General features: G+C 60.3%; 23 protein-coding genes. All 23 read left to right on the top strand.

Annotation, left to right across the window (positions count from 1 at the left end; genetic code table 11):
• Nucleotides 1-36 precede the first annotated feature (36 nt).
• Nucleotides 37-810, top strand: a complete 774-nt coding sequence (gene rfbF, locus AC07NR_RS00820) for a glucose-1-phosphate cytidylyltransferase (protein WP_007958332.1) — start codon at nucleotides 37-39, stop codon at nucleotides 808-810.
• Nucleotides 792-1874 (top strand): CDP-glucose 4,6-dehydratase, encoded by a 1083-nt coding sequence (gene rfbG, locus AC07NR_RS00815; RefSeq protein WP_495077611.1) that lies wholly within the window; start codon nucleotides 792-794, stop codon nucleotides 1872-1874. Before rfbF ends, rfbG begins: the two co-directional genes overlap by 19 nt.
• Nucleotides 1871-2431: a dTDP-4-dehydrorhamnose 3,5-epimerase gene (gene rfbC, locus AC07NR_RS00810; RefSeq protein ID WP_495077610.1), complete on the top strand. Its 561-nt coding sequence runs from the start codon at nucleotides 1871-1873 to the stop codon at nucleotides 2429-2431. Before rfbG ends, rfbC begins: the two co-directional genes overlap by 4 nt.
• Nucleotides 2428-3654, top strand: coding sequence for a methyltransferase domain-containing protein (locus AC07NR_RS00805; RefSeq protein ID WP_495077609.1), 1227 nt, complete (start codon nucleotides 2428-2430; stop codon nucleotides 3652-3654). Before rfbC ends, AC07NR_RS00805 begins: the two co-directional genes overlap by 4 nt.
• Complete coding sequence (locus AC07NR_RS00800) at nucleotides 3651-4502, top strand: NAD-dependent epimerase/dehydratase family protein (protein ID WP_495077608.1); 852 nt, start codon at nucleotides 3651-3653, stop codon at nucleotides 4500-4502. Before AC07NR_RS00805 ends, AC07NR_RS00800 begins: the two co-directional genes overlap by 4 nt.
• Complete coding sequence (locus tag AC07NR_RS00795; protein WP_495077607.1) at nucleotides 4499-5572, top strand: class I SAM-dependent methyltransferase; 1074 nt, start codon at nucleotides 4499-4501, stop codon at nucleotides 5570-5572. Before AC07NR_RS00800 ends, AC07NR_RS00795 begins: the two co-directional genes overlap by 4 nt.
• Before the next feature lie 17 nt (nucleotides 5573-5589).
• A complete protein-coding gene (locus tag AC07NR_RS00790; RefSeq protein WP_064378606.1) occupies nucleotides 5590-6327 on the top strand; it encodes a cephalosporin hydroxylase family protein in 738 nt (245 codons plus the stop codon).
• 55 nt (nucleotides 6328-6382) lie between these two features.
• Entirely contained in the window at nucleotides 6383-9298 is a 2916-nt protein-coding gene (locus tag AC07NR_RS00785; RefSeq protein ID WP_495077606.1) for a glycosyltransferase family 2 protein, read from the top strand.
• A 30-nt stretch (nucleotides 9299-9328) separates the two neighbouring features.
• Nucleotides 9329-10330 carry a UDP-N-acetylglucosamine 4,6-dehydratase (inverting) gene (gene pseB, locus AC07NR_RS00780; RefSeq protein ID WP_085710442.1) on the top strand — a complete coding sequence of 334 codons (1002 nt, stop codon included), beginning with the start codon at nucleotides 9329-9331 and terminating at the stop codon, nucleotides 10328-10330.
• Entirely contained in the window at nucleotides 10327-11484 is a 1158-nt protein-coding gene (gene pseC / locus AC07NR_RS00775; RefSeq protein WP_495077605.1) for a UDP-4-amino-4,6-dideoxy-N-acetyl-beta-L-altrosamine transaminase, read from the top strand. Before pseB ends, pseC begins: the two co-directional genes overlap by 4 nt.
• A 31-nt stretch (nucleotides 11485-11515) precedes the next feature.
• The gene (locus AC07NR_RS00770) at nucleotides 11516-12136 is read left to right on the top strand and encodes a pseudaminic acid biosynthesis-associated methylase (protein ID WP_495077604.1); all 621 of its coding nucleotides are present in this window, start codon (nucleotides 11516-11518) and stop codon (nucleotides 12134-12136) included.
• The gene (pseF, locus tag AC07NR_RS00765) at nucleotides 12133-12828 is read left to right on the top strand and encodes a pseudaminic acid cytidylyltransferase (protein WP_495077603.1); all 696 of its coding nucleotides are present in this window, start codon (nucleotides 12133-12135) and stop codon (nucleotides 12826-12828) included. Before AC07NR_RS00770 ends, pseF begins: the two co-directional genes overlap by 4 nt.
• Nucleotides 12825-14327, top strand: a complete 1503-nt coding sequence (pseG, locus tag AC07NR_RS00760; protein WP_495077602.1) for a UDP-2,4-diacetamido-2,4,6-trideoxy-beta-L-altropyranose hydrolase — start codon at nucleotides 12825-12827, stop codon at nucleotides 14325-14327. Before pseF ends, pseG begins: the two co-directional genes overlap by 4 nt.
• Nucleotides 14324-15376: a pseudaminic acid synthase gene (gene pseI, locus AC07NR_RS00755; protein ID WP_495077601.1), complete on the top strand. Its 1053-nt coding sequence runs from the start codon at nucleotides 14324-14326 to the stop codon at nucleotides 15374-15376. Before pseG ends, pseI begins: the two co-directional genes overlap by 4 nt.
• A gap of 226 nt (nucleotides 15377-15602) precedes the next feature.
• Nucleotides 15603-16529, top strand: coding sequence for a ketoacyl-ACP synthase III (locus tag AC07NR_RS00750; protein ID WP_248737958.1), 927 nt, complete (start codon nucleotides 15603-15605; stop codon nucleotides 16527-16529).
• Nucleotides 16530-16615: 86 nt separating this feature from the next.
• Nucleotides 16616-17908 (top strand): motility associated factor glycosyltransferase family protein, encoded by a 1293-nt coding sequence (locus AC07NR_RS00745; protein ID WP_495077600.1) that lies wholly within the window; start codon nucleotides 16616-16618, stop codon nucleotides 17906-17908.
• Nucleotides 17905-18171, top strand: coding sequence for a hypothetical protein (locus tag AC07NR_RS00740; protein WP_495077599.1), 267 nt, complete (start codon nucleotides 17905-17907; stop codon nucleotides 18169-18171). The genes AC07NR_RS00745 and AC07NR_RS00740 overlap by 4 nt, the downstream gene beginning before the upstream one ends.
• Before the next feature lie 244 nt (nucleotides 18172-18415).
• Complete coding sequence (locus tag AC07NR_RS00735; protein ID WP_085605772.1) at nucleotides 18416-19267, top strand: flagellin domain-containing protein; 852 nt, start codon at nucleotides 18416-18418, stop codon at nucleotides 19265-19267.
• Between the two features lie 72 nt (nucleotides 19268-19339).
• A complete protein-coding gene (locus AC07NR_RS00730; protein ID WP_169429398.1) occupies nucleotides 19340-19696 on the top strand; it encodes a flagellar protein FlaG in 357 nt (118 codons plus the stop codon).
• 81 nt (nucleotides 19697-19777) lie between these two features.
• Entirely contained in the window at nucleotides 19778-21232 is a 1455-nt protein-coding gene (gene fliD, locus AC07NR_RS00725) for a flagellar filament capping protein FliD (protein ID WP_495077598.1), read from the top strand.
• Nucleotides 21233-21361: 129 nt separating this feature from the next.
• Nucleotides 21362-21760 (top strand): flagellar export chaperone FliS, encoded by a 399-nt coding sequence (gene fliS / locus AC07NR_RS00720; RefSeq protein WP_085710456.1) that lies wholly within the window; start codon nucleotides 21362-21364, stop codon nucleotides 21758-21760.
• Nucleotides 21761-21770: 10 nt separating this feature from the next.
• Nucleotides 21771-22067 (top strand): flagellar protein FliT, encoded by a 297-nt coding sequence (fliT, locus tag AC07NR_RS00715; protein WP_085710457.1) that lies wholly within the window; start codon nucleotides 21771-21773, stop codon nucleotides 22065-22067.
• A gap of 172 nt (nucleotides 22068-22239) precedes the next feature.
• Nucleotides 22240-23715 (top strand): sigma-54 dependent transcriptional regulator, encoded by a 1476-nt coding sequence (locus tag AC07NR_RS00710; RefSeq protein ID WP_003222863.1) that lies wholly within the window; start codon nucleotides 22240-22242, stop codon nucleotides 23713-23715.
• Nucleotides 23716-23758: the final 43 nt, after the last annotated feature.

The following is a 23758-nucleotide window of genomic DNA, read 5'->3' as shown; positions in this document are numbered from 1 at the left end:
CGAGGCCGAGCCCTGTGACGTAGAAGAGGGGAGACGATGAAGGCAGTTATTTTGGCGGGTGGCCTCGGCACGCGCATCAGTGAAGAGTCGCACCTCAAGCCCAAGCCGATGATCGAGATCGGCGGCAAGCCAATTCTCTGGCACATCATGAAGCAGTATTCCGCCCACGGAATTCACGACTTCGTGATCTGCCTCGGCTACAAGGGCTACGCGATCAAGGATTTCTTCGCCAACTACTTCCTGCACACCTCCGACGTCACTTTCGACATGCGCAACAACCGCATGGACGTGCACCAGAACTACAGCGAGCCGTGGAGCGTCACCCTGATCGACACCGGCGAGGAAACCATGACCGGTGGCCGTCTGCTGCGTGCCGGCCGTTACCTCAAGGATGAAGAGGCGTTCTGCTTCACCTACGGCGACGGCGTCTCCGACATCAACATTGCGCAACTGGTGGACTACCACAAAGGTCACGGCCGTCTGGCGACCGTCACTGCCGTACAGCCACCGGGCCGTTACGGCGCCCTCGAGCGGCATGGCGATCAGGTGCTCGGTTTCACCGAAAAACCGCGCGGCGACGGCGGCTGGATCAATGGCGGTTTCTTCGTTTTGTCGCCGAAAGTGCTGTCCTACATTGCTGGCGACGAAACCACCTGGGAAGCGGAGCCTTTGGCTCGACTGGCTCAGGACGAACAACTGAAAGCCTTCGAGCATGAAGGCTTCTGGCATCCGATGGACACCCTGCGTGACAAGAACCATCTCGAAGCGCTGTGGCAGAGCGGGGAGGCCCCATGGAAGCAATGGGCCTGAGTCCTGAATTCTGGCGCGGCAAGCGGGTTCTGGTCACCGGACACACCGGTTTCAAGGGCAGCTGGCTGACCCTGTGGCTGCAAAGCCTCGGCGCGCAAGTCAGCGGTTTCTCCCTGGATCCTTCGACCGAGCCGAGCCTGTTCGAACTGGCGCGGGTGCACGAAGGCATCGACGACCAGCGCGGCGACCTGCGTGACCTCGGGGCCTTGCTCGAGATCATCGCCGACACCGAGCCTGAAATCGTCCTGCACCTTGCGGCCCAGCCACTGGTGCGTGAAGGCTATCGCGATCCGCTCGGTACATATTCCAGCAACGTCATGGGCACCCTGAACCTGCTCGAAGCGATTCGTCAGGTTGGTTGCGTGCGGGCCTGTGTGCTGGTGACCACCGACAAGGTTTACGCCAACAAGGAATGGCTGTGGCCGTACCGCGAAGAGGAAGCCCTCGGTGGCCACGACCCCTACAGCAGCAGCAAGGCCTGCTGCGAGTTGCTGGCGCAGTCTTACGCGGCATCGTTCTTCCCGGCCGACAAGTACGCCGAACACGGTCTGGCTCTGGCCACCGCGCGCGCCGGCAACGTGTTGGGCGGCGGTGATTTCGCCCCTGAACGGCTGATTCCCGATGTACTGAAAGCCTGGTCCGCAGACGAACCTGTGACCCTGCGCTACCCGCAAGCCGTGCGCCCATGGCAACACGCGCTGGAGCCGCTGGCCGGCTACCTGCAACTGGCCGCCGGGCTTTACGAAGAAGGCCCGGAATACGCCGGGGCGTGGAACTTCGGCCCGGGCGAAGCGGACATGTGCAGCGTCGGCGAAGTGGTCGAACTGCTCGCCAACCGCTGGCCTCAGGCCCGTGGTCTGCGCATCGAACCGAGCGAACTGCACGAAGCCGGTCTGCTGCGCCTGGACAGCAGCCGCGCCCGTCAGGTGCTGGGCTGGCAACCGCGCTGGTCGTTGCAGCAATGCCTGACCCAGACCCTCGACTGGCATCTGGCGTGGCAGAACGGTGACGACATGCGCACCGTGACCCTCGGCCAACTGAACCTTTACCGGGGCGCGCTGTGAGCGAGTTTTCCTTGAAACAGTTACCGCTGGCCGGGTTGTTCAGCGTCCAGCACAAACGCTTCGAAGATCAGCGCGGGCACTTCGCACGGCTGTTCTGCGAGGGCAGCCTGAAAGCGTTCGGCAGTGAATTTCACATCCGCCAGATCAACCATTCCTGCACCCGCGAGAAGGGCAGCGTGCGCGGTCTGCATTATCAGAATGCCAACGCGCCGGAAGCCAAGCTGATCACCTGCCTGCGCGGTGAAGTGTGGGACGTGGCGGTGGACCTGCGCCCGGACTCCGAGACTTTCCTGCACTGGCACGCGGAGCACCTGAAGGCTGGCGATGGTCGCAGCTTGTTGATTCCGGCCGGCTTCGCCCACGGTTTCCAGACCCTCACCGATGATGCCGAGCTGCTTTACCTGCACAGCGCCGATTACACGCCGGAGCACGAGGGCGGGCTGTCGGTGAACGATCCACGGCTGGCGATTGCCTGGCCGTTGCCTGTCAATAATTTGTCAGCGCGCGATTCCAGCCATCCCGCGCTCGATCAACACTTTGCTGGAGTGCGTCTATGAATTGCCGTGGGTGCGCCGCACCGCTGAGCCTGCCGCTGATCGACCTCGGCACCTCGCCACCGTCCAACGCCTACGTGCATGCCGATCGGCTGGAACAGGCCGAGCAATGGGTGCCGCTGAAGGTCGCCGTGTGCCAGCAATGCTGGCTGGTACAGACCGAGGATTACACCAGCGCCGACAGCCTGTTCGACGCCGAGTACGCCTATTTCAGTTCGTTCTCCAGCACCTGGCTGGCCCATGCCGAGCGTTATGTGGCGGAGATGGTTGAACGCTTCGGCCTGACCGCCGACAGCCGGGTGGTGGAAATCGCCGCCAACGACGGTTATTTGCTGCAGTACGTCGCCGGTCGCGGCATCCCGTGCCTGGGCGTCGAGCCGACCCGCAGCACCGCGCAGGCAGCACGGGAAAAAGGCCTGGAGATTCGAGAGCTGTTCTTCGGTCGTGACACCGCCGCGCAGCTGAAAAGCGAAGGCTGGGCTGCCGATCTGATGGCCGCCAACAACGTGCTGGCCCACGTACCGGACATCAATGATTTCCTCGGCGGTTTCGCCGCGCTGCTCAAACCGACCGGCGTGGCTACGTTCGAATTCCCGCAATTGCTGACGCTGATGGCCGGCGCGCAGTTCGACACGCTGTATCACGAACACTATTCCTACCTGTCCCTGACCGCCGTACAGACGTTGTGCGAGCGTAACGGTCTGGAAGTGTTTGACGTCAGTCAGTTGACCACCCATGGCGGATCGCTGCGGGTGTTCGTCCAGCGCAAGGATGGCCAACGCCGCGCCGTGCAGCCGGCCGTGCAACAACAGTTGCAGGCCGAGCTCGACGCCGGGGTGAAAACCACCGAGTACTACGCCACGCTGGCGCCAGCCGCCGAACGCATCAAGCATGACCTGCTGCGCTTCCTGTTGCAGGCCAGGGCCGATGGCAAGCGTGTGGTCGGCTACGGCGCTGCGGCCAAGGGCAACACCTTGCTCAACTACGCCGGGGTCAAACCGGATCTGCTGGCCTGGGTCGCCGACGCCAACCCGCACAAGCAGGGCAAGTTTTTGCCGGGCAGCCGCATCCCGATTGTCGCGCCGGCGCAGATCGATATCGAGAAGCCGGACTACGTGCTGGTGCTGCCATGGAACCTGCTGCACGAAGTCAGTCAGCAACTGGCTCAGGTGCGTCAGTGGGACGGCCGCTTTGTGATCGCCGTGCCCGAGTTGAGCGTGCTGTGAAGGTGCTGGTCACCGGGGCCACGGGCTTCGTCGGTCGTCATCTGGTCGCGGCATTGCTGAACCGTGGCTGCACGGTGCGGGCGGTTGCGCGTGATGCACAGAAAGCGGCGGGCATGCCGTGGATCAATGACGTCGAGTTCGTCAGCGCGGATATTCACGCAGCGGACCTGAACATCGGCGCGCTGACCGAAGGCGTCGATGCACTCGCACACCTGGCCTGGCCGGGGTTGCCGAACTATCGGGCGCTGTTCCATTTCGAGCACAACCTGATGGCCGATTACCGTTTCATCAAGGGTGCGGTAGAAGCCGGCGTGAAGCAGGTGCTGGTGACCGGTACCTGCTTCGAATATGGCATGCAGAGTGGTCCGCTGAGCGAGCATAACGATGCGCAGCCGGCCAACCCCTACGGTCTGGCCAAGCACACGCTGCACCTGTTTTTGCAAAATCTGCAGCAGGAACATCCGTTCACTCTGCAATGGGCGCGTCTGTTCTATCTGCACGGCGCCGGGCAGAACCCCAACAGTCTGCTGGCGGCGCTGGACCGGGCAATTGATGCCGGCGATGCGACGTTCAACATGTCGGCCGGTGAGCAGTTGCGCGATTTTATGGCGATTGAAACTGCTACCAGTCATCTCGCCGCGATCCTGCACAAACGTGATTTCGACGGCACGATCAATTGCGCCAGCGGCCAACCGGTTTCGGTGCGGGCGCTGGTCGAACAGCGCGTGCGTGAACGCAGTGCAACTATCGGCCTGAACCTCGGCCACTACCCGTATCCGACCCACGAACCCCTGGCGTTCTGGGCGGTGACCGAGCGCTTGCAACAGTTATTGGGAGAGCTGCAATGAGGCACGAGTTGTATCGGGTAACCGACCTGCCGGTGCTGCAGAACCGCACCTTTGCCGATCCCGAATCGGCGAGGTCATCGGCCAGCGCCGACATGCTGCTGGTGCAGGATGAGCGCAGCGGTCTGATCTTCAACGCGGCGTTCGACGCCGACAAACTCAGCTACGACGCCGACTACCAGAACGAACAGGCGCATTCCGGCCAGTTCCAGAAGCACCTGAGCGATGTCGAAGGCATCATTGCCCGACACTTCAAGGGTCAGGAACTGATCGAGGTCGGCTGCGGAAAAGGCTATTTCCTCGAGCTGCTCAAAGGTCTGGGCTACCGCATCACCGGCATCGATCCGGCCTACGAAGGCGAGAATGCCGACGTGATCAAGGCGCCGTTCACCCGTGGTCTGGGCCTGGAAGCGGACGCCATCGTGCTGCGGCATGTGCTGGAGCACATCCAGGATCCGCTGGGTTTTCTGGCGGTGATTGCCGAGGCCAATCAGGGCGGCGGACAGATCTACATCGAGGTGCCGTGCTTCGACTGGATTCTCGAACACCGCGCCTGGTTCGACTTGTTCTACGAGCACGTCAATTACTTCCGCCTCGATGACCTGCGCCGGATGTTCGGCACCGTGCACGAGGCCGGCCACCTGTTCGGTGGCCAATACCTGTACATCGTCGCCGACCTTGCGACGTTGCGCCTGACCCCGGAACAGCCGGTGCCGCGCCTGGTGTTGCCGGACGACTTCACCGCCAGCCTTGAACGCGCGGTACAGATCATCCAGAGCGCACCCGAGCAGGGTTCGGCGATCTGGGGTGCGTCGTCCAAAGGCGTGATCTATTCGCTGTTCCTGCAACGGGCCGGTGTGGCGGTGGATCGGGTGGTCGATATCAATCCGGCCAAGCAGGGGCGTTACCTGCCCCTGAGCGGCGCCCGGGTGTCCTCGCCGCAAGAGGCGATGGACGCCCTGCCCGAAGGCGCCAACCTGTTTGTGATGAATTCCAATTACCTCGAAGAGATCAAGCGGATGACCGGTGGACGTTACGTCTATCACGCCGTCGACAGCGCTTCGTTCCAGTGACCCTTGAGATTTTGAAAATGACCGACAACAGCATCAACAAAGCTTTCGAAGCCGAATGCCGCGAGCAGATCGCCCAACAGGGTGACGACCAGAAGCTCACCGGCCTGGCCCGTGACTTCTTCAACGAATCGGCCAAGCACAAGTACAGCTACCACTTCTCGTGGATGGGCCGTCCGATCATCCAGTTGCCGCAAGACATGATGGCGATGCAGGAAATCATCTGGCAGGTGAAGCCGGATCTGGTCATCGAGTGCGGTATCGCCCACGGCGGTTCGATCATCTACTACGCCTCGTTGCTGGAACTGCAAGGTCACGGCGAAGTGCTGGGCATCGACCTCGACATCCGCGCCCACAACCGTGAAGCCATCGAAAGCCACCCGATGAGCAAGCGCATCAAGATGATCGAAGGTTCGAGCATCGACCCGGCCATCGCCGCTCAGGTTCGCGCCGCTGCCGAAGGCAAGAAGGTCATTCTGGTGCTCGACTCCAACCACACCCACGACCACGTGCTCGAAGAGCTGCGCCTCTACGCACCACTGGTTTCGGTGGACAGCTACTGCGTGGTGATGGACACCGTGGTTGAAGACATGCCGGCCGACTTCTTCCCGGATCGTCCATGGGGCCCGGGCGACAACCCGAAGACCGCCGTATGGAAATACCTGGAAGAGAACAAGGATTTCGAAATCGACGTTCAGTTGCAGAACAAGCTGCTGATCACCGTGGCGCCGGACGGCTATCTGCGTCGCGTTCGTTAATTCGCAACATCATCGAAGCGTCATTTTGGCAAATTGCCGGTTGTGGGGAGAGGTTATGCAAGGCAAGTACAGTTCTGAACAAGCGCTGCCGCTCAATGAGCTGTTGACCGTGGTTCTGATTACTCACAATCGTCCGGCGTTCCTGCGCCGGGCGGTGAAGTATTACAGCAGCTTGCCCTGCAAGATCATGGTGTTGGACTCCACGGCCGAGCGCCCGGAAGGCGACTTTTCTGCGGTCGATTACCATCACGTGCCGCAGTTCGCCTATTGGGGCATGCAGGCCAAACTGGCTTACGGCGTCGAGCAACTGACCACGCCGTACATGGTGCTGGCGGCCGACGACGACTTCATCCTGCATGACTCGCTGGCCGAGTCGGTGAGCTTCCTGCAAGCGAACCAGGATTACGGCATGTGCCACGGCTATTGCCTGATGTACCTGTCGCTGGCCGGTGACGTGAGCTACTACCGCCGTGACAAGAAAGTCATGGAAGATTACTCGTCCGAGAAGGCCCAGGATCGGGTCATTGATTACATGAGTCAGTACATCCCGCCGTTCTACGCGGTGACCCGTACTGACCTGATGAAGACCTGGCATTCGGCATTGCCGCCAGGCACCAGTTTCCAATGGCAGGAAATCGGCCATGTGTATTTCTTGCTGGCCAGCGCCAAGGCGCGGATCCTGCCGATTCCTTACGTGGTACGCGAGATCAACTACGGCAACTCCGAGCACAGCACCGAGGTTTACCACTCGCTGACGTACGCCGACGCCAAGTCGGTGGCCGAGCGTGAAGCCTTTGCCGAGTTCCTCGCCGGGTTGCCTACTGCGATCCAGGGCCTGGATGCAGCACAGAGTAAAGCGTTTGCCCTGCAAAGTTTCGAAGCCATGGTCGACAGCCTGCAAAGTGGCCGGGCGCTGACGGCGGAACTGATTATCCAGTCCACCTGGAACCAGGTACTCAAGGTGCCGGACCGCCGTTTCGGGCCGTTGCAGTACGTCGAAATGCCGTTCTACAACCAGGCATTCTTCGATCGCCTCGAGCAGTTCGAATTCATGCTGCACGCGATGCCGGCCGGCCGCGTTCAACTGCAAGGGCTCGAAGGGGTGTGGACGCGCCAGGCGCATTTGCTCCAGGCACGCAATAACGACACGCAGGACAGTGTGCTTGAGCGTCTGTGGCAGGCCCACGACCTCAATGCCTTCAACCGTACCGTGAACAAGCGTCTGGTGGCGCAACTGGATCTGGCGGGCGAAGACGAAGAAGCGCAAAAAATGCGTGACTGGATTGCACGCCTCGATGCGCTGACGGTGGAAGATCACCATCGCACGTTCGACGCCATGCAGTCCGGTCGGCTGCTCAAGTGGCTGGATTCGCGTCTACCGCAAGCCGGACAGGTCGAGGCGATTACCGAGCATCTGGCCGTCAACGGTGGCGGTCAGCAGTTCGGCATTTTCCTGCTGGATCTGGACAACGATATCGACAAGCTGCAAGTCAGCCTCGATAGCTTGCTCGAAGGCCAGTGCAAGACGTTCAGGATCGTCGTGTTCACCACCGGTGAAGCACCGGCGGCCACCACCGCACAGAACACCCTGCATTTTGTCCGCGTGACGCCGGGCAACCTGATCGACAAACTCAACCAGAGTGCCCGTCAGTCGCCATCCGACTGGGTGCTTCTGGCGCAGGCCGGGGATGAATTCACGGCCAGCGGCCTGTTGCGCGCCAGCCTGGAACTGATGAACGCCGGGGATTGCCGTGCGGTGTCCACCGACGAAATCCAGCGCGCGGAAAACGGTGCGCTGGTGGACGTGTTCCGTCCAGGCTTCAATCTGGATCTGCTGCTGAGCCTGCCGGCCATGATGGCGCGTCACTGGTTGATTCGTCGTGATGCGCTGGTCGAGGCGGGCGGTTATTCGGCGGACTTCAGCAAGGCACTGGAATTCGACCTGCTGCTGCGCATCATCGAGCAGGATGGTCTCAACAGTCTGGCCCACCTCGATGAGCCGCTGCTGATCACCGAGGCGCCAGTGCTGGAGGAAAACGCTCACGAGCGTCTGGCCCTGCTGCGTCATCTGGGCAACCGTGGCTACAAGGCCAAGGTCACGTCGTCCGTGCCGGGCATTTACCAGATCGACTACCACCACAGCGATCGTCCTCTGGTGTCGGTCATTGTGCCGGCCGGCGACGATCTGCCGGCCCTGCAACGCTGTCTGGAGGGGGTGCAACTGCGCACCCGTTATCAAAAGTACGAAATTCTGGTCGCCACCACGGGCGCGCAGTCGTCACAAGTCAATGACTGGCTCGGCACCTATCAGCACCCGAAAGTCCGGGTGCTGCGCGTCGATCAGTCGCTGAGCGTACCGGCGTTGTACAACGCCGCCTGCCAGCAGGCGCAGGGCGAGTATCTGGTATTGCTGGCTGCCGACGCGGAAGTGGTCAACCCGAACTGGCTCGACTCGTTGCTCAACCACGCCCTGCGTCCGGAAGTCGGCGTGGTCGGTCCGAAACTGGTGGATCGTGACGGCAAGATCAGCCAGGCCGGGTTGATTCTCGGCATGAACGGTGGTGTTGGCTCGGCATTCATCGGCGAGAAACACGACGCTGAGGGTTATCTGTACCGGTTGTCCGTGGATCAGAACTACTCGGCGGTTTCGAGCGTGTGCCTGATGGTGCGCAAAGAACTGTTCGAGGGGCTGGACGGTCTGGACACCGGCACGTTCTCCCAGGGTTTCAGCGATGTCGATCTGTGTCTGAAAGCCGCTCAGGCGGGTTTCCTCACCGTCTGGACGCCATCGGTGCAGGTCATTCATCAGGCCGAAACGGCCCCGGCAACCCAGGCACTGGCTGCCCTGCAGGAAAAATGGGCCGCGGCTTTCGTCCAGGATCAGGCTTACAACGCGAACCTGAGCCTGAGTGGCAAAGGCTTTGTGCTGAACGACAGCGCTTCGCTGAATTGGGCGCAGTTGATCGCCTAAGTCTGGCGCACAGGGAACAGGACTCAAGACATGTTCAACGGTAAATCGATTTTCATCTCCGGAGGCACCGGCTCGTTCGGGCGCAAATTCATTGCGCGCCTGCTCGAGCAATACCAGCCCAAGCGCGTGGTGGTGTTCTCCCGGGATGAGCTCAAGCAATACGAGATGCAGCAGACGTTCAACGCGCCGTGCATGCGTTACTTTCTCGGTGATGTGCGCGACGCCGAGCGTCTGCGCCAGGCCATGCGCGGCATCGATTACGTGGTGCATGCCGCGGCGTTGAAGCAGGTGCCGGCGGCGGAGTACAACCCGACCGAGTGCATCCGTACCAACGTCAATGGCGCGGAGAACATCATCGCCGCGGCCATCGATAACGGTGTGAAGAAAGTCGTCGCGCTGTCCACCGACAAGGCAGCGAGCCCGATCAACCTGTACGGTGCCACCAAGTTGCTGTCGGACAAATTGTTCGTCGCCGCCAACAACATTGCCGGTGAGCAACAGACGCGTTTTGCCGTGGTTCGCTACGGCAACGTGGCGGGTTCGCGCGGGTCAGTGGTGCCGTTCTTCAGCAAGCTGATCGCCGATGGCGCGACCGAACTGCCGATCACCGACGAGCGCATGACGCGTTTCTGGATCACTCTCGATCACGGTGTGCAGTTCGTCCTCGACAGTTTTGCGCGGATGCACGGCGGTGAAGTGTTCGTGCCGAAGATCCCGTCGATCCGCATTGTCGATCTGGCGCGTGGCATGGCCGAACATCTGCCGCACAAGAACGTCGGTATCCGTCCGGGCGAGAAGCTGCACGAACTGATGGTGCCGCTGGACGATGCGCGGATGACCCTGGAGTTCGAAGATCACTATACGATACAGCCGTCGATCCGCTTCACCAGCGTCGATGTCGATTTTGCTGTCGATAAACTCGGCGAGCACGGGCGGCCGGTGGGCGAGGACTTTGAGTACCGCTCCGACACCAACCCGCACTTCCTCTCGGTGGGGCAGATCGCCGACCTGCACGCGAAGCTGTCGGTATGATTCCCTACGGTCGGCAAAGCCTCGACCAGGCGGACATCGACGCGGTGGTCGAGGTGTTGCAGTCGGACTGGCTGACTCAGGGGCCGACCATCGAGCGCTTCGAGCAGGCGATGGCCGAGCGTTGCCAGGCGGATTTCGCGGTCGCGGTGTGCAACGCCACGGCGGCGCTGCACATTGCCTGCCTGGCCGCAGGACTGGGAGCGGGCGACCGCTTGTGGACCACGCCGAACACCTTTCTCGCGTCGGCCAACTGCGGCCGTTACTGTGGCGCCGACGTTGATTTCGTGGACATCGATCCGCTGACCTGGAACCTTGATGCCGAAGTTCTGGCCAGCAAACTCGACGCCGCCGAGCGCGACGGCACCTTGCCCAAAGTGCTGGTGGCAGTGGCGTTCTCCGGGCAGAGCTGCGACATGCGGCGCATTGCCGAACTGGCCGAGCGCTACAACTTCACCGTGATCGAAGACGCCTCCCACGCGGTCGGTGCGAGCTACGCCGGGCGTCCGGTGGGTTGTGGCGAATTTGCGGCGATGACGGTGTTCAGCTTCCACCCGGTGAAGATCATCACCAGCGGCGAAGGCGGCATGGTGCTGACCAATCGCCCGGAGCTGGCCGAGCGCCTGCAACGCCTGCGCAGCCACGGCATGACCCGCGATCCGCAACAGATGACCGAACCCAGCCACGGGCCGTGGTACTACCAGCAGGTCGAGTTGGGTTTCAACTACCGGATCACCGACCTGCAAGCGGCGCTGGGCCTGTCACAGTTGAGCAAACTGGACGACTTCATCGCCCGTCGCCGGGAGCTGGCCGCACGTTACGATCGATTGCTGGCGTACTTGCCGGTTACCGTGCCGGGCATCCAGCCGGACGCCGCATCGGCCTGGCACCTTTACGTGGTGCGCTTGCAGACCGATCGCATCAACCTCAGCCACCGTCAGGTGTTCGAAGGCTTGCGCGCCGCTGGCATCGGCGTGAATCTGCACTACATTCCGGTGCATCTGCAGCCGTACTATCGTGAACTGGGTTTCGCCGAGGGAGACTTTCCCGAAGCCGAGCGTTATTACGCCGAAGCGATCAGCCTGCCGCTGTTTCCGTTGCTGAGCGATCAGCAACAGGATTACGTGGTCGAGCAATTGCGTCGGTTGACTGAATGAGTGCCGCTGCGGCGGTGGATGGAAAACGGCAATGCGTGATCTGAGCGAACAGGAACAATTCTGGCAGGGCGAATTCGGTAACCAGTACGTCGACCGCAACGTCGGGCAACCGCTGGTGGCCGCCAATCTGGCGTTGTTCGCCAAGGCACTGACCCGGGCCGGGCGGATCGACAGCCTGCTGGAACTGGGCACCAACGCCGGCAACAACTTGCAGGCGTTGCGTCAGTTATTGCCGCGCTGCGAACTGTCCGGTGTCGAAATCAACGCCAGCGCCTGTGCCCAGGCCCGGGCGCTGGACATTGCGCAGATCTGGCATGGCTCGCTGTTCGACTTTCCCCGTGAACGCCAATACGACCTGACGCTCAGCAAAGGCGTGCTGATTCATCTGGCCCCGGAGCTGTTGCCGACCGCTTATGCGCAGTTGTACGAACTGAGCCAGCGCTACATCCTGATCGCCGAATACTACAATCCCTCGCCGGTGGAAGTGTCCTACCGCGGCAACAGCGGCAAGCTGTTCAAGCGTGATTTCGCCGGGGAAATGCTCGATCGCTATCCGGATCTGCAACTGCTGGATTACGGCTTCGTTTATCATCGTGATCCACAATTCCCGCTGGATGACGTCACCTGGTTCCTGCTGGAAAAACGCCCTTGAGCAACGTCGCAATCATCCCGGCCCGCGGCGGAAGCAAACGCATTCCGCGCAAGAATCTCAAACCGTTCGACGGTGTGCCGATGATTGCCCGTTCGATTCGCACGGCACTGGATTCGGGGTTGTTCGACCAGGTGGTGGTCAGCACCGATGATGAGGAGATCGCCGAGCTGGCGCAGGCTCATGGTGCGCAAGTGCCGTTCTTGCGCCCGGCGGATCTGGCCGATGACTTCACCGGTACCGCAGCGGTGATCGTGCATGCCTTGCAGCAATTGCCGCACTTTGATTTCGCCTGTTGCGTGTACGCCACGGCGCCGTTGTTGCAGCCGCGGTTCCTGCGTCAGGGGCTCGAGTTGCTGGAGCAGCATCCCGACAAGTCCTTTGCTTTTTCGGTCACCGATTTCGGCTTTCCGGTGCAGCGCGCCTTGACCCTGGACGGGCAGGGCGCGCTGATGGCGTTGTACCCCGAGTTTCGCAATACCCGTTCGCAGGATCTGCCGGCGGCCTTTCAGGATGCCGGCCAGTTCTATTGGGGGCGCAGCGAGGCCTGGTTGCGTGGCGAGATTCTGTATTCGCCGGCCAGCCTGCCAGTGATTCTGCCCCGGCATCTGGTGCAGGACATCGACACCGCTGAAGACTGGAAACGCGCCGAATACCTCTATGCCGCACTCAAGGCCGGCGGAGAGCTGCAATGAGAGTGCTGATCCGCGCCGACGCCTCGCCGACCATCGGCAGTGGCCACATCGCCCGATGCCTGACGCTGGCGCGAGTGATGCGCGCCCAGGGCAGTCATGTGGCGTTTGCCTGTCGGCGCTTGCCGGGGCATCGGCTCCATGCGTTGCAGGCTGAAGGTTTCGAGACTTTTGCGTTGCCGGATCGCTACGCCGGTGAAGACCCGGAGCAGGCCATCGAGTCGATGCTGCCGTGGCAGGCGGATATCGATGCATTGGCGACGCAGCTGGAAGGGCAGGCCGAATTCGACTGGGTCATCGCTGACCATTACGGCCTTGACCATCACTGGCAGACCGCTGCCCGGCGCTTCGCGCCACGGATCGCCGCCGTGGACGATCTGGCGACCCGTCGCTACAGCGTGGATCTGCTGCTCAATCAGAATCTCTCCGGCCTCAGTGAAAACTATCAGCCGCTGCTGCCGGCAGGCTGCCGAACGTTGCTCGGCCCGCGCTTTGCCATGCTGCGCGAAGAGTTCAGCGGCCCGGCCATCGAGATCAAACCCGTGGCGCGACGGGTGCTGGTGAATTTCGGCGGCTTCGACGCTGCCCGCCAGACCCATCACGCGATGCGGGCGCTGGCGGATTTTTCCGGGCTTGAAGTGGACTTTGTCGCCGGTGCAGACAACCCGGCATGGGCAGAAATGCAGGCACTGGCCGAAAGTCGGCCGAACTGGCACCTGCACAGTTTCGTCAGCGATTTTCATCGGCGCATGACTGAAGCCGATCTGTTCATCGGCGCCGGTGGTGGTACCAGTTGGGAGCGCGCGGCGCTGGGGCTGCCGACGATCTGCATTGCCGTGTCGAACAACCAGCAGAACAACGGCGAGGTGATGGCGGCGGCCGGGGTCCATGTGTTCATGGGCGCGCGGGAGCAGGTCAGCGTCGAACAACTGCGCGATGCCATCGGTTTTGTCGTCGACAATTTTTATTTGCGGCAGAGCCTGGCCGAGCGTTCACGGCAACTGGTCGACGGGCGCGGCGCGCTGCGGGTCGCGGCGGCACTGGCCGGTGCGGTGCTCAAATTGCGCGCAGTGACGCTGGACGATGCGCAGGTGTTGTTCGACGGGCGCAATGCCGACGCCGTGCAGCGCTGGTCGGTGAAGAGCGGCGTGATCGAATGGTCGCAGCATCTGGACTGGTTGACCGCCAGTCTGCGCAATCCGCAACGACTGTTGTTGATCGCCGAAGCCGATGACGGCCCGGTCGGTGTGTTGCGCTACGATCTGCGCGGCTTTGAAGCCGAGGTTTCGCTGTATCTGCTGGAGGGGCGTTTCGGCCTCGGCTGGGGCAGGGCGCTGCTGACGCGGGGCGAGGCGTTCGTCACGACGCACTGGCCGCAATTGACCGCGATCAGCGCACAAGTCTTGCCGGCCAATCAGGCCTCATTGAATGTATTTCGTGACGCCGGGTTCACCCAAAGTGCCTGCGCGTTCACCAAGGATTTGAAGGAACACCGTTCATGAACAGTTTCAAGATTGGCGATCGCCTGATCGGTGCCGACGCACCGCCGTTCATCATTGCTGAAATGAGCGGCAACCATAACCAGTCGCTGGACGTCGCCCTGCAGATTGTCGAGGCAGCGGCCAAGGCCGGTGCCCATGCCTTGAAGCTGCAAACCTACACCGCTGAAACCATGACCCTGGATCTGGCGGAAGGTGAATTCTTCATCAAGGATCCGAACAGCCTGTGGGCCGGCACCTCGCTTTACGATCTTTACGAAAAGGCCCACACGCCGTGGGAATGGCACGCGCCGATCTTCGCCCGGGCCAAGGAGCTGGGCATGCTCGCGTTTTCGACGCCGTTCGATGACAGCGCCGTGGACTTTCTCGAGAGCCTCGACGTGCCGGCCCACAAGATCGCCAGCTTCGAAAACACGGATCTGCCGCTGATTCGTCGCGTCGCGGCGACTGGCAAGCCAATGATCATTTCCACCGGTATGGCCAGCATCGCCGAGCTCGACGAAACCGTGCGTGCTGCCCGTGAAGCCGGGTGCAAGGATCTGGTGCTGCTCAAATGCACCAGTACCTACCCGGCGACACCGCTCAACAGCAATGTGCGCACCATCCCGCATTTGCGTGAGTTGTTCGGTTGTCAGGTGGGGCTGTCCGATCATTCGATGGGTGTTGGTGTGTCGGTGGCCGCTGTGGCGCTCGGGGCTACGGTGGTTGAAAAGCACTTCACCCTCGACCGCGCGGCGGGCGGGGTGGACGCCAGTTTCTCGCTGGAGCCGGCGGAACTGGCCAGCCTGGTGGTCGAAACCGAGCGCGCCTGGCAGGCCATGGGTCAGGTGCATTACGGCGTAACGGAGGCTGAGAAAAAGTCCTTGGTCTACCGCCGGTCGCTGTACGTCACGGCCGATATGGCGGCCGGTGAGCCCTTCACGGCGGCCAATCTGCGCGCCATTCGTCCCGGTCTCGGTCTGCCGCCCAAGCACACCGATACCGTCCTCGGCCGCCGCGCGCGCGCGCCGATCAAACGCGGCACGCCGCTGGACTGGTCGCTGGTCGAATAACCCGATCTGCACCGATTCGGCAAAATAGCGTGACCTGCGAGTCATAACGCGCATCTTCACTGTATTGTATTGACCGGGGAGATGGCGCCTGGCCCGTTAGCGGCTCCAGTGATAGCCCTTTGCGCTCCCCGTGGCTGCCCGTTGTGGCGGCCGTTTTCTGTTTGTCGGCGCCCCTCGAAATCCTTGCGAGCGGTGGTATTGGGCTGTTTATTATTGGGAAGCCGTAATGATTGGCATAAAAAGCATTGCGAGCTACGTTCCTGTAGCCGGCGTGGACAATTACGCACAAGGTGCAAAATTCGAGAAGGATGAGGAATTCATCCTCGGCAAGATCGGTTCGGCCTTCCTGCCACGTAAAGACGCAGATCAGGAAACTTCCGATCTGTGCGTTGAAGCGGCCAATGCGCTGTTTGCCAGCAACCCTGAACTGAAACGTGAATCCATCGATGCGCTGATCGTCGTCACCCAGAACGGTGACGAAGAAGGCTTGCCGCACACCGCTGCAATCGTCCAGGACAAGCTCGGTCTGCCAACCAATGTCGCCGCGTTCGACATTTCCCTGGGTTGCTCCGGTTACGTCTACGGCATCTACGCGATCAAGGGCTTCATGGAAGCCGCCGGTCTGAAGAACGGCCTGCTGATCACTGCCGACCCGTATTCGAAGATCGTCGATCCGGAAGACCGCAACACCACGATGCTGTTCGGCGACGCCGCCACCGCGACCTGGATGGGTGAAGACCCGGTCTGGGCACTGGGCAAGGCCAAGTTCGGCACCGACGGTTCCGGTGCGCCGCACCTGAAAGTCACCGATGGTGTGTTCTTCATGAACGGTCGCCAGGTGTTCAACTTTGCATTGTTGAAAGTCCCGGCACACTTGCATGAGTTGCTCGACGATTCGGGCCTCAACGCCGATGACATCGATGCGTTCTGCATTCACCAAGGCAGCGCGGCGATTGTCGATGCGGTGGCGCGGCGCTTCGAAGGCGAGCCGGAGAAGTTCATCAAGGACATGGTCGAGACCGGCAACACCGTGTCATCGAGCATTCCGTTGCTGCTGGAGAAGCACGCGCTGGATTCCAGCTGGAACCGGGTGGCGCTCAGCGGTTTCGGCGTCGGTCTTTCGTGGGGTTCGGCGATTATCTATCGTCCTTGAACCCGCCAAAAACGACGGATACAAAAATAGCGTTCAAGGGGTAACCTTGAACGCTATTTTTTTGCCTGAAGGGAGCGCGAGGCATCATGAGCGAGTTTTTCCACGCCAACGCTGAAGTCATCGAGCGACGCTGGCCTGCGCTGTTCGCACGGTTGATGAGCGAAGACAGTTCGACGATCCAGGCCGAGCTCACGCAAGGGCTGGGTTCGACACTGAGCATCGGTGGCATTCAGCTCACCAGTCGCCATGACCGCATCCATGAAGCCCGGATCCAGGCCGAGAACCTGTCAAAGGACAAACCGCAATTGCACGTCTATGGCACCGGCCTCGGGGATTTGCCGACCGTGCTGCTGGAGCGTGCCGGGCTAGAGCGCCTGTACGTGCACATTCTCAATGGCGCGCTGTTCGCCCTGGTGTTGCAACTGATCGATCAGCAGCAATGGCTGGAAGATCCGCGGGTAGAGCTTCTGTACGCCGGGGACATGCCCGACATCTGCACGCCGTTCTTTGCCTTGCCGGCGGAGATGCTGCTGGCCGACGACTTCAGCGCGAAGATCCGTGATCGTCTGGTCAGTGAAGTGCACCTGAGCTTCAACAATCGTGAGTTCGATCCGCAGTCGCCCTTCATCCAGCAGCGTCTGCGGGACTGCCTGCCGGTGTTGCTCGCTGACGATGACGTGGCGCAATTGTTCGGCACTTGCGCTGGTCGGGAGATCTATGTGATCGGCACCGGGCCGACCCTTGAGCAGCATTTCGAGCGACTGGCCGCCATTCGCCAGCGAGACGAGCGCCCACTGTTCATTTGCGTCGATACCGCTTACCGGCCGCTGCGTGAACACGGGATCGTGCCCGATTTGGTGGTGAGCATCGACCAGCGCATCAGCTTCCGGCATTTGCCCTTTGAAGAGTCCGACGGCATCCCGCTGGTGTATCTGCCCATGAGCGACCCTGAAGTATTGAAGGCCTGGAAGGGCAAACGCTATGGCGGCTATTCGCTGAGCCCTGTCTATGCGGCGTTGCGAGAGCAACATTCACGGGGGCTGCTGCATGTGGGCGGCAGTGTGATTCACCCGGCGGTGGATCTGGCGGTGAAGATGGGCGCGGCGCGGATCACGTTGTTTGGCGCCGATTTCGCGTTTCCGATGAACAAGACCCATGCCGGCTGGGATGACGGTGATCTGGGGCCGTCGGTGAATCAGGCGCGGCACTGGGTGCGTGACGGCTTCGGTGAGCGTGTCAGTACGCAGCTCAATTTTCGCGGTTATCTGTGTGTGCTGGAGCGTTACATCGCCAGTCAGCCGCAGGTGGAGTTTTTCAACAGCAGCCGCTCAGGCGCATTGATTGCCGGGACGCGTTTCAATCAGGAGTTCGTGCAATGAGTGCGGTGCAGGGTTGTGTCGACGAGTGCCGGCGCTGTGCCGGGCTGTTTCGCCTGGGGCGGGATGTCGAAGCGGCGCTGGAGATGGTGGATGTATTCGAGGGTGCGCAGCATTTGCTGGTGTCCGCTTCGCCGGATATCCAGCAGTCGTGGGCGCAAGTGCTCTCGCAGATGCTCGATTGCCAGGAACGTCAGGACTGGCTCGGTCTCGCCGATTTCATGGAGTACGAATTGATCCGGCTGCTGGAAAGTTCTTCGGCATAAAAGAGCACCGACAGCACTGGCCCGCAGCTTTGCGCGGCGGACGGTTTTATGGCGTCATTTTTTCGAGGGTGAAGTGCTGCTAAGTCTTTGTTTTCTCGGGGGTGGCAGGGTGATGGCAAAAATTTTCAAAAAAGCCCTCAAGCAACCTGCAAACCCGACGATAACTATTACGAAGGTTCTCTAGGCCATACCCGGCGGTTGCCAGGGCCGGAAGCCGCAGTACCCAACCAACGAGGAATTCGTCATGGCTTTAACAGTAAACACCAACACCACGTCGTTGAACGTTCAGAAAAACCTGAACCGCGCCTCCGACGCTCTGTCGACTTCGATGCAGCGCCTGTCTTCCGGCCTGAAAATCAACAGCGCTAAAGACGACGCCGCTGGCCTGCAGATCTCCAACCGTATGTCTTCCCAGATCCGCGGTAACACCCAGGCTATCCAGAACGCCAACGACGGTATCTCCGTTGCTCAGACCGCTGAAGGCGCTCTGCAAGCTACTACCGACATTCTGCAGCGTATGCGTGAACTGGCTGTTAAAGCACGTAACGGTACCAACGGTACTGCTGACCAGACCGCTACCAACGCTGAATTCGCACAAATGTCCGACGAGATCACCCGTATCTCGGCTTCGACCAACCTGAACGGCAAAAACCTGCTGGACGGTTCGGCTGGTACTGTGACTCTGCAAGTTGGCGCAAACACCGGTTCGGCTAACCACATCGACCTGGTACTGAGCTCCAAGTTCGACGCCGCCAGCCTGTCGGTAGGTAGCGGTACTGTTGTTCTGACCGGTGCTACTTCGGCTGCCGCCGCTTCGAACATCGACAACGCGATCACTGCAATCGACGCCGCTATCGCTGCAATCGGTGCAACTCGTGCCAGCCTGGGTGCTTCGCAAAACCGTCTGAACAGCACCATCCAGAACTTGCAGAACATCAACGAAAACACCACTGCTGCACAAGGTCGCGTACAAGATACCGACTTCGCCGCAGAGACTGCTAACCTGACCAAGCAGCAAACCCTGCAACAGGCTTCGACCTCTGTTCTGGCTCAAGCCAACCAACTGCCTTCCGCTGTACTGAAGCTGCTTCAGTAATTTCGGAATGAGTTTTGGCGGGGGAGTGCGCTTGCGTGCTCTCTCGCTTTTTCACGTTAAGAGGTGATGAGCATGGACATGAGCGTAAAGCTTAACGTGACTTATCCGGCTCCCAAGCCAGCCAGTACCGTCACCGACAAGCCGTCGGAGACCAAGCCTCACGTGGTTGATGCTGTTACTGATTCGAAAAAGAGCCAGGAAACGGATGAAACCAAATTGAAGCTGGCGGTGCAGGAGATCGAGAAGTTTGTTCAGTCGATCAAGCGTAACCTGGAGTTCTCGATCGATGAGCATTCCGGAAAGGTCATCGTCAAGGTGATCGCAAGCGAGACGGGCGAGGTCGTACGACAGATCCCCTCCGCAGAAGCTCTCAAGCTGGCAGACAGTCTCGCCAATGCGAGCCACGTGCTGTTCGACGCCAAAGTCTGATAGCTGGCATGAATAGTGTTTGAAGTTCTTTAGGCGCCGACAAGGGTCAAAAGACTGGCAACAACCCCAAGGGAGATGCACATGGCAAGTCCAATTTTACCGGGTTCGGGCCTGGGTTCCGGCCTGGACATCGGTGCGATCGTTACTGCGCTGGTCAACGCTGACAAGTCGGCGAAGCAGACGCAGATCGATGCCAGTACCAAGACCAACACGCTGAAGATTTCCGGTGTCGGTACGCTGAAGAGTGCGCTGACTGCATTCCAGACGGCGATGACCAACCTGGGCAGCAAGACCAATCCGGCGTTTTCCGGTTACACGGCCACTTCGGGTACTCCGACTGTTCTGGGCGTGACTTCGGATAACACTGCGGTCTCGGGCACTTACAGTGTTGTTGTGAACAATCTGGCTACCGGCTCGAAAATAGCCAGCGCATCCTTTGCCGGCGGTGCTGCCAGTGCCATTCCGAGTGGTACTCTGAAAATCAGTCAGAATGGCACTGATTACAACGTCACGATTCCAGCCAATGCGACCTTGCAGACGACTCGTGACGCGATCAACACGGCTCAGGGTATCAATGGTATTTCTGCCAACATCGTGACGGATAGCACCGGTTCGTCGCGTCTGGTCATCAGCTCGAGCAAGACAGGCGCGGGCTCGGACATGACGGTCAGCGGTATTGCCGGTCTGGAAATCGATGGCACCAAACGGATGAGTGCCACCCCGGCGGCGGGTGATTCCGGAGCGGTCAATGGGCTCGCCCAGGACGCGTCGTTGAGCATCGATGGCTTGACAGTGACCAGCAAGAGCAACACGGTCACCGGTGCCATCAGTGGTTTGTCGATGAACCTGCTGAGTGTGCCTAATCCGCTTGGCACGCCAGTTGTGGTAAGTGTCGATGCCAACACCAAGGGTTTGCAGACGTCGGTTCAGGCGTTCGTAGATGCCTACAACACCTTGAAGAGCACTGTCGATACTTTGTCCAAGGCAACGCCGGACGAAGATGGCAAGCTGACCGTTCAGGCGGCTTTCACCGGTGACTCTCTGCCTCGTTCGCTGATTGCCGATATTCGTAGCCAGTTGACCATGCCAAGCGGCACCACCGGTGGTCCGATGGCCTACCTGTCGCAGCTGGGCGTCATGACTGACAAGCTCACCGGTAACCTGACTTTCGACACGGTCGCGTTCAACAAAACGATGAGCACGCCAGGCATGACCGGCCAGGTCCAGCAGATGTTCTCTGGCACCACCGATAAAAACGGTTTGTTGGCGCGCATGAGCAAGGCGGTGGATCCGTACCTCAAAGGGGCGGATGGTGTATCTCCCGGTTTGCTCGATCAGCGCATGACCATCCTGAACGGTAACGCGCGCAGCCTTACCGCCCAGCAAACGGCACTGGATATACGCGTTGCCGGCATGACCAAGACGTTGACTGCAAAATACAACGCCATGGACTTGCTGGTAGGGCAGATGAAGGCAACGGCCAGCAACATCACGTCGTTCTTCAGCTCGCTGAACGCTCAGCAATCCGCGAAGTAACATGTAAGAGCGACAAAAACCCGGCTACGCTTTCGAGCGTGTGCCGGGTTTTTGTCTTGTGGTCTAAAGTTTTTCGGCTCGCTGGCGATACACTGGTCATACGAGTCATTGTGGCAAATGAGGTAGAACATGAATCCGATGTTAGCCCTTCGGCAATACCAGAAAGTGGGTGCCCACGCTCAGACGTCCGAAGCGAGCCCTCACCGTCTGGTGCAAATGCTGATGGAAGGTGGCCTGGCACGTATTGCCCAGGCCAAAGGTGCGATCGAACGCAAGGACATTCCTGCCAAGTGCACGGCGATCAGCAAGGCCATTGGCATCGTCAGCGGCTTGCGTGAAGGCCTGGATCTGGAGAATTCCGCCGATACGCTGGCTGATCTGGACGGGCTGTATATCTACATGATGAAGCGTCTTGCCGAGGCCAACATCAACAGCGATCCGCGCATTCTGGATGAAGTCGCCGGCTTGCTGAGCACGGTAAAAGAAGGCTGGGATGCCATTGCTCCTACGCCTGCTCCTCAGTTTTAAGGAGATCACCATGAGTCTTGTATTGCAGCGAATCGAAGAAACCCGCGTGGCGTTGGTCGGTGCCCTGGCCGAGCGCAACTGGGAGGCGATCGGTCAACTGGACCTCGATTGCCGTTCCTGCATGGAAGATGTCTTGAGTGAGGCTTCGCTGGACGAGGTCGCGCTGCGTGACAATCTCGAGGAGCTGCTGCATGTCTACAAAGAGCTTCTTGAAGTCGCCATGGGTGAGCGTCAGGCGATAGTCGACGAGATGTCGCAGATCACCCAAGCGCAGAACGCGGCAAAGGTTTACCATCTGTTTGGTTAATTAACCCTCAGTTAATCCAGACATGTGCGCCATAAATTTGACTGTGCACGGTTTTTTGACTTAACTAGTGGCTGTTTTCAGATTTCAGGCGTCTACAGGCACGAAGTGTCCTGCAAGCGTCTCGCTTGCCCCTCGTTTCGGGCATTGAGTTGACTAGGGAAGTTGCTATTGCATGTGGCGTGAAACCAAAATTCTGCTGATCGATGACGATAGCGTCCGCCGCCGCGACCTGGCGGTGATTTTAAATTTTCTTGGCGAAGAAAATTTACCCTGCGGAAGCCATGACTGGCAGCAGGCAGTCGGCTCTTTGTCGTCTAGTCGTGAGGTCATTTGCGTACTGATCGGGACGGTCAATGCTCCTGGTGCGCTTTTGGGCCTGTTAAAGACACTCTCGACCTGGGATGAGTTCCTTCCGGTTTTGCTGATGGGCGATAATTCTTCGGTGGACTTGCCCGAAGACCAACGCCGCCGGGTACTTTCGACTCTCGAAATGCCGCCGAGCTACAGCAAATTGCTGGACTCCCTGCATCGTGCCCAGGTCTATCGCGAAATGTATGACCAGGCCCGCGAGCGCGGTCGTCATCGCGAACCCAACCTGTTCCGCAGCCTCGTCGGCACCAGCCGGGCGATCCAGCATGTGCGCCAGATGATGCAGCAGGTGGCCGACACCGACGCCAGCGTGCTGATCCTCGGCGAGTCCGGCACCGGCAAGGAAGTGGTTGCGCGTAACCTGCATTACCATTCCAAGCGTCGTGATGCGCCGTTCGTGCCGGTCAACTGCGGTGCGATCCCGGCAGAGCTGTTGGAAAGCGAACTGTTCGGCCACGAGAAGGGCGCCTTCACCGGCGCGATCACCAGCCGTGCCGGCCGCTTCGAGCTGGCCAACGGCGGTACGCTGTTCCTCGACGAAATCGGCGACATGCCGCTGCCGATGCAGGTCAAGCTGCTGCGCGTGCTGCAGGAGCGCACCTTCGAACGCGTGGGCAGCAACAAGACCCAGAGCGTCGACGTGCGGATCATCGCCGCGACCCACAAGAATCTCGAAAGCATGATCGAGATCGGCACCTTCCGCGAAGACCTCTACTATCGCCTGAATGTGTTCCCGATCGAGATGGCGCCGCTGCGTGAGCGCGTCGAAGATATTCCGCTGCTGATGAACGAACTGATTTCGCGGATGGAGCACGAGAAGCGCGGCTCGATCCGTTTCAACTCCGCCGCCATCATGTCCCTGTGCCGTCACGGCTGGCCGGGCAACGTCCGCGAACTGGCCAACCTGGTGGAGCGCATGGCGATCATGCACCCGTACGGGGTGATCGGCGTGGTCGAACTGCCGAAGAAATTCCGCTACGTCGACGACGAAGACGAGCAAATGGTCGACAGCCTGCGCAGCGATCTGGAAGAGCGCGTGGCAATCAACGGCCACACGCCGGACTTCACCGCCAACGCGATGCTGCCCCCGGAAGGCCTGGATCTGAAGGACTACCTCGGTGGTCTGGAGCAGGGCCTGATTCAGCAGGCACTGGATGATGCCAACGGCATAGTGGCCCGTGCCGCCGAGCGCCTGCGCATTCGTCGTACCACGCTGGTGGAGAAGATGCGCAAGTACGGCATGAGCCGGCGTGAAGGTGATGAACAGGCGGATGATTGACGCCTGTTTTTCAACGTCTTCATTTATAAGCGGTTTTTTTTAG

Source organism: Pseudomonas sp. GW821-FHT09C09, assembly GCF_059418105.1.
Note: the sequence above shows the minus strand (reverse complement) of the source record. Positions and strands in the feature narration are given on the sequence as shown.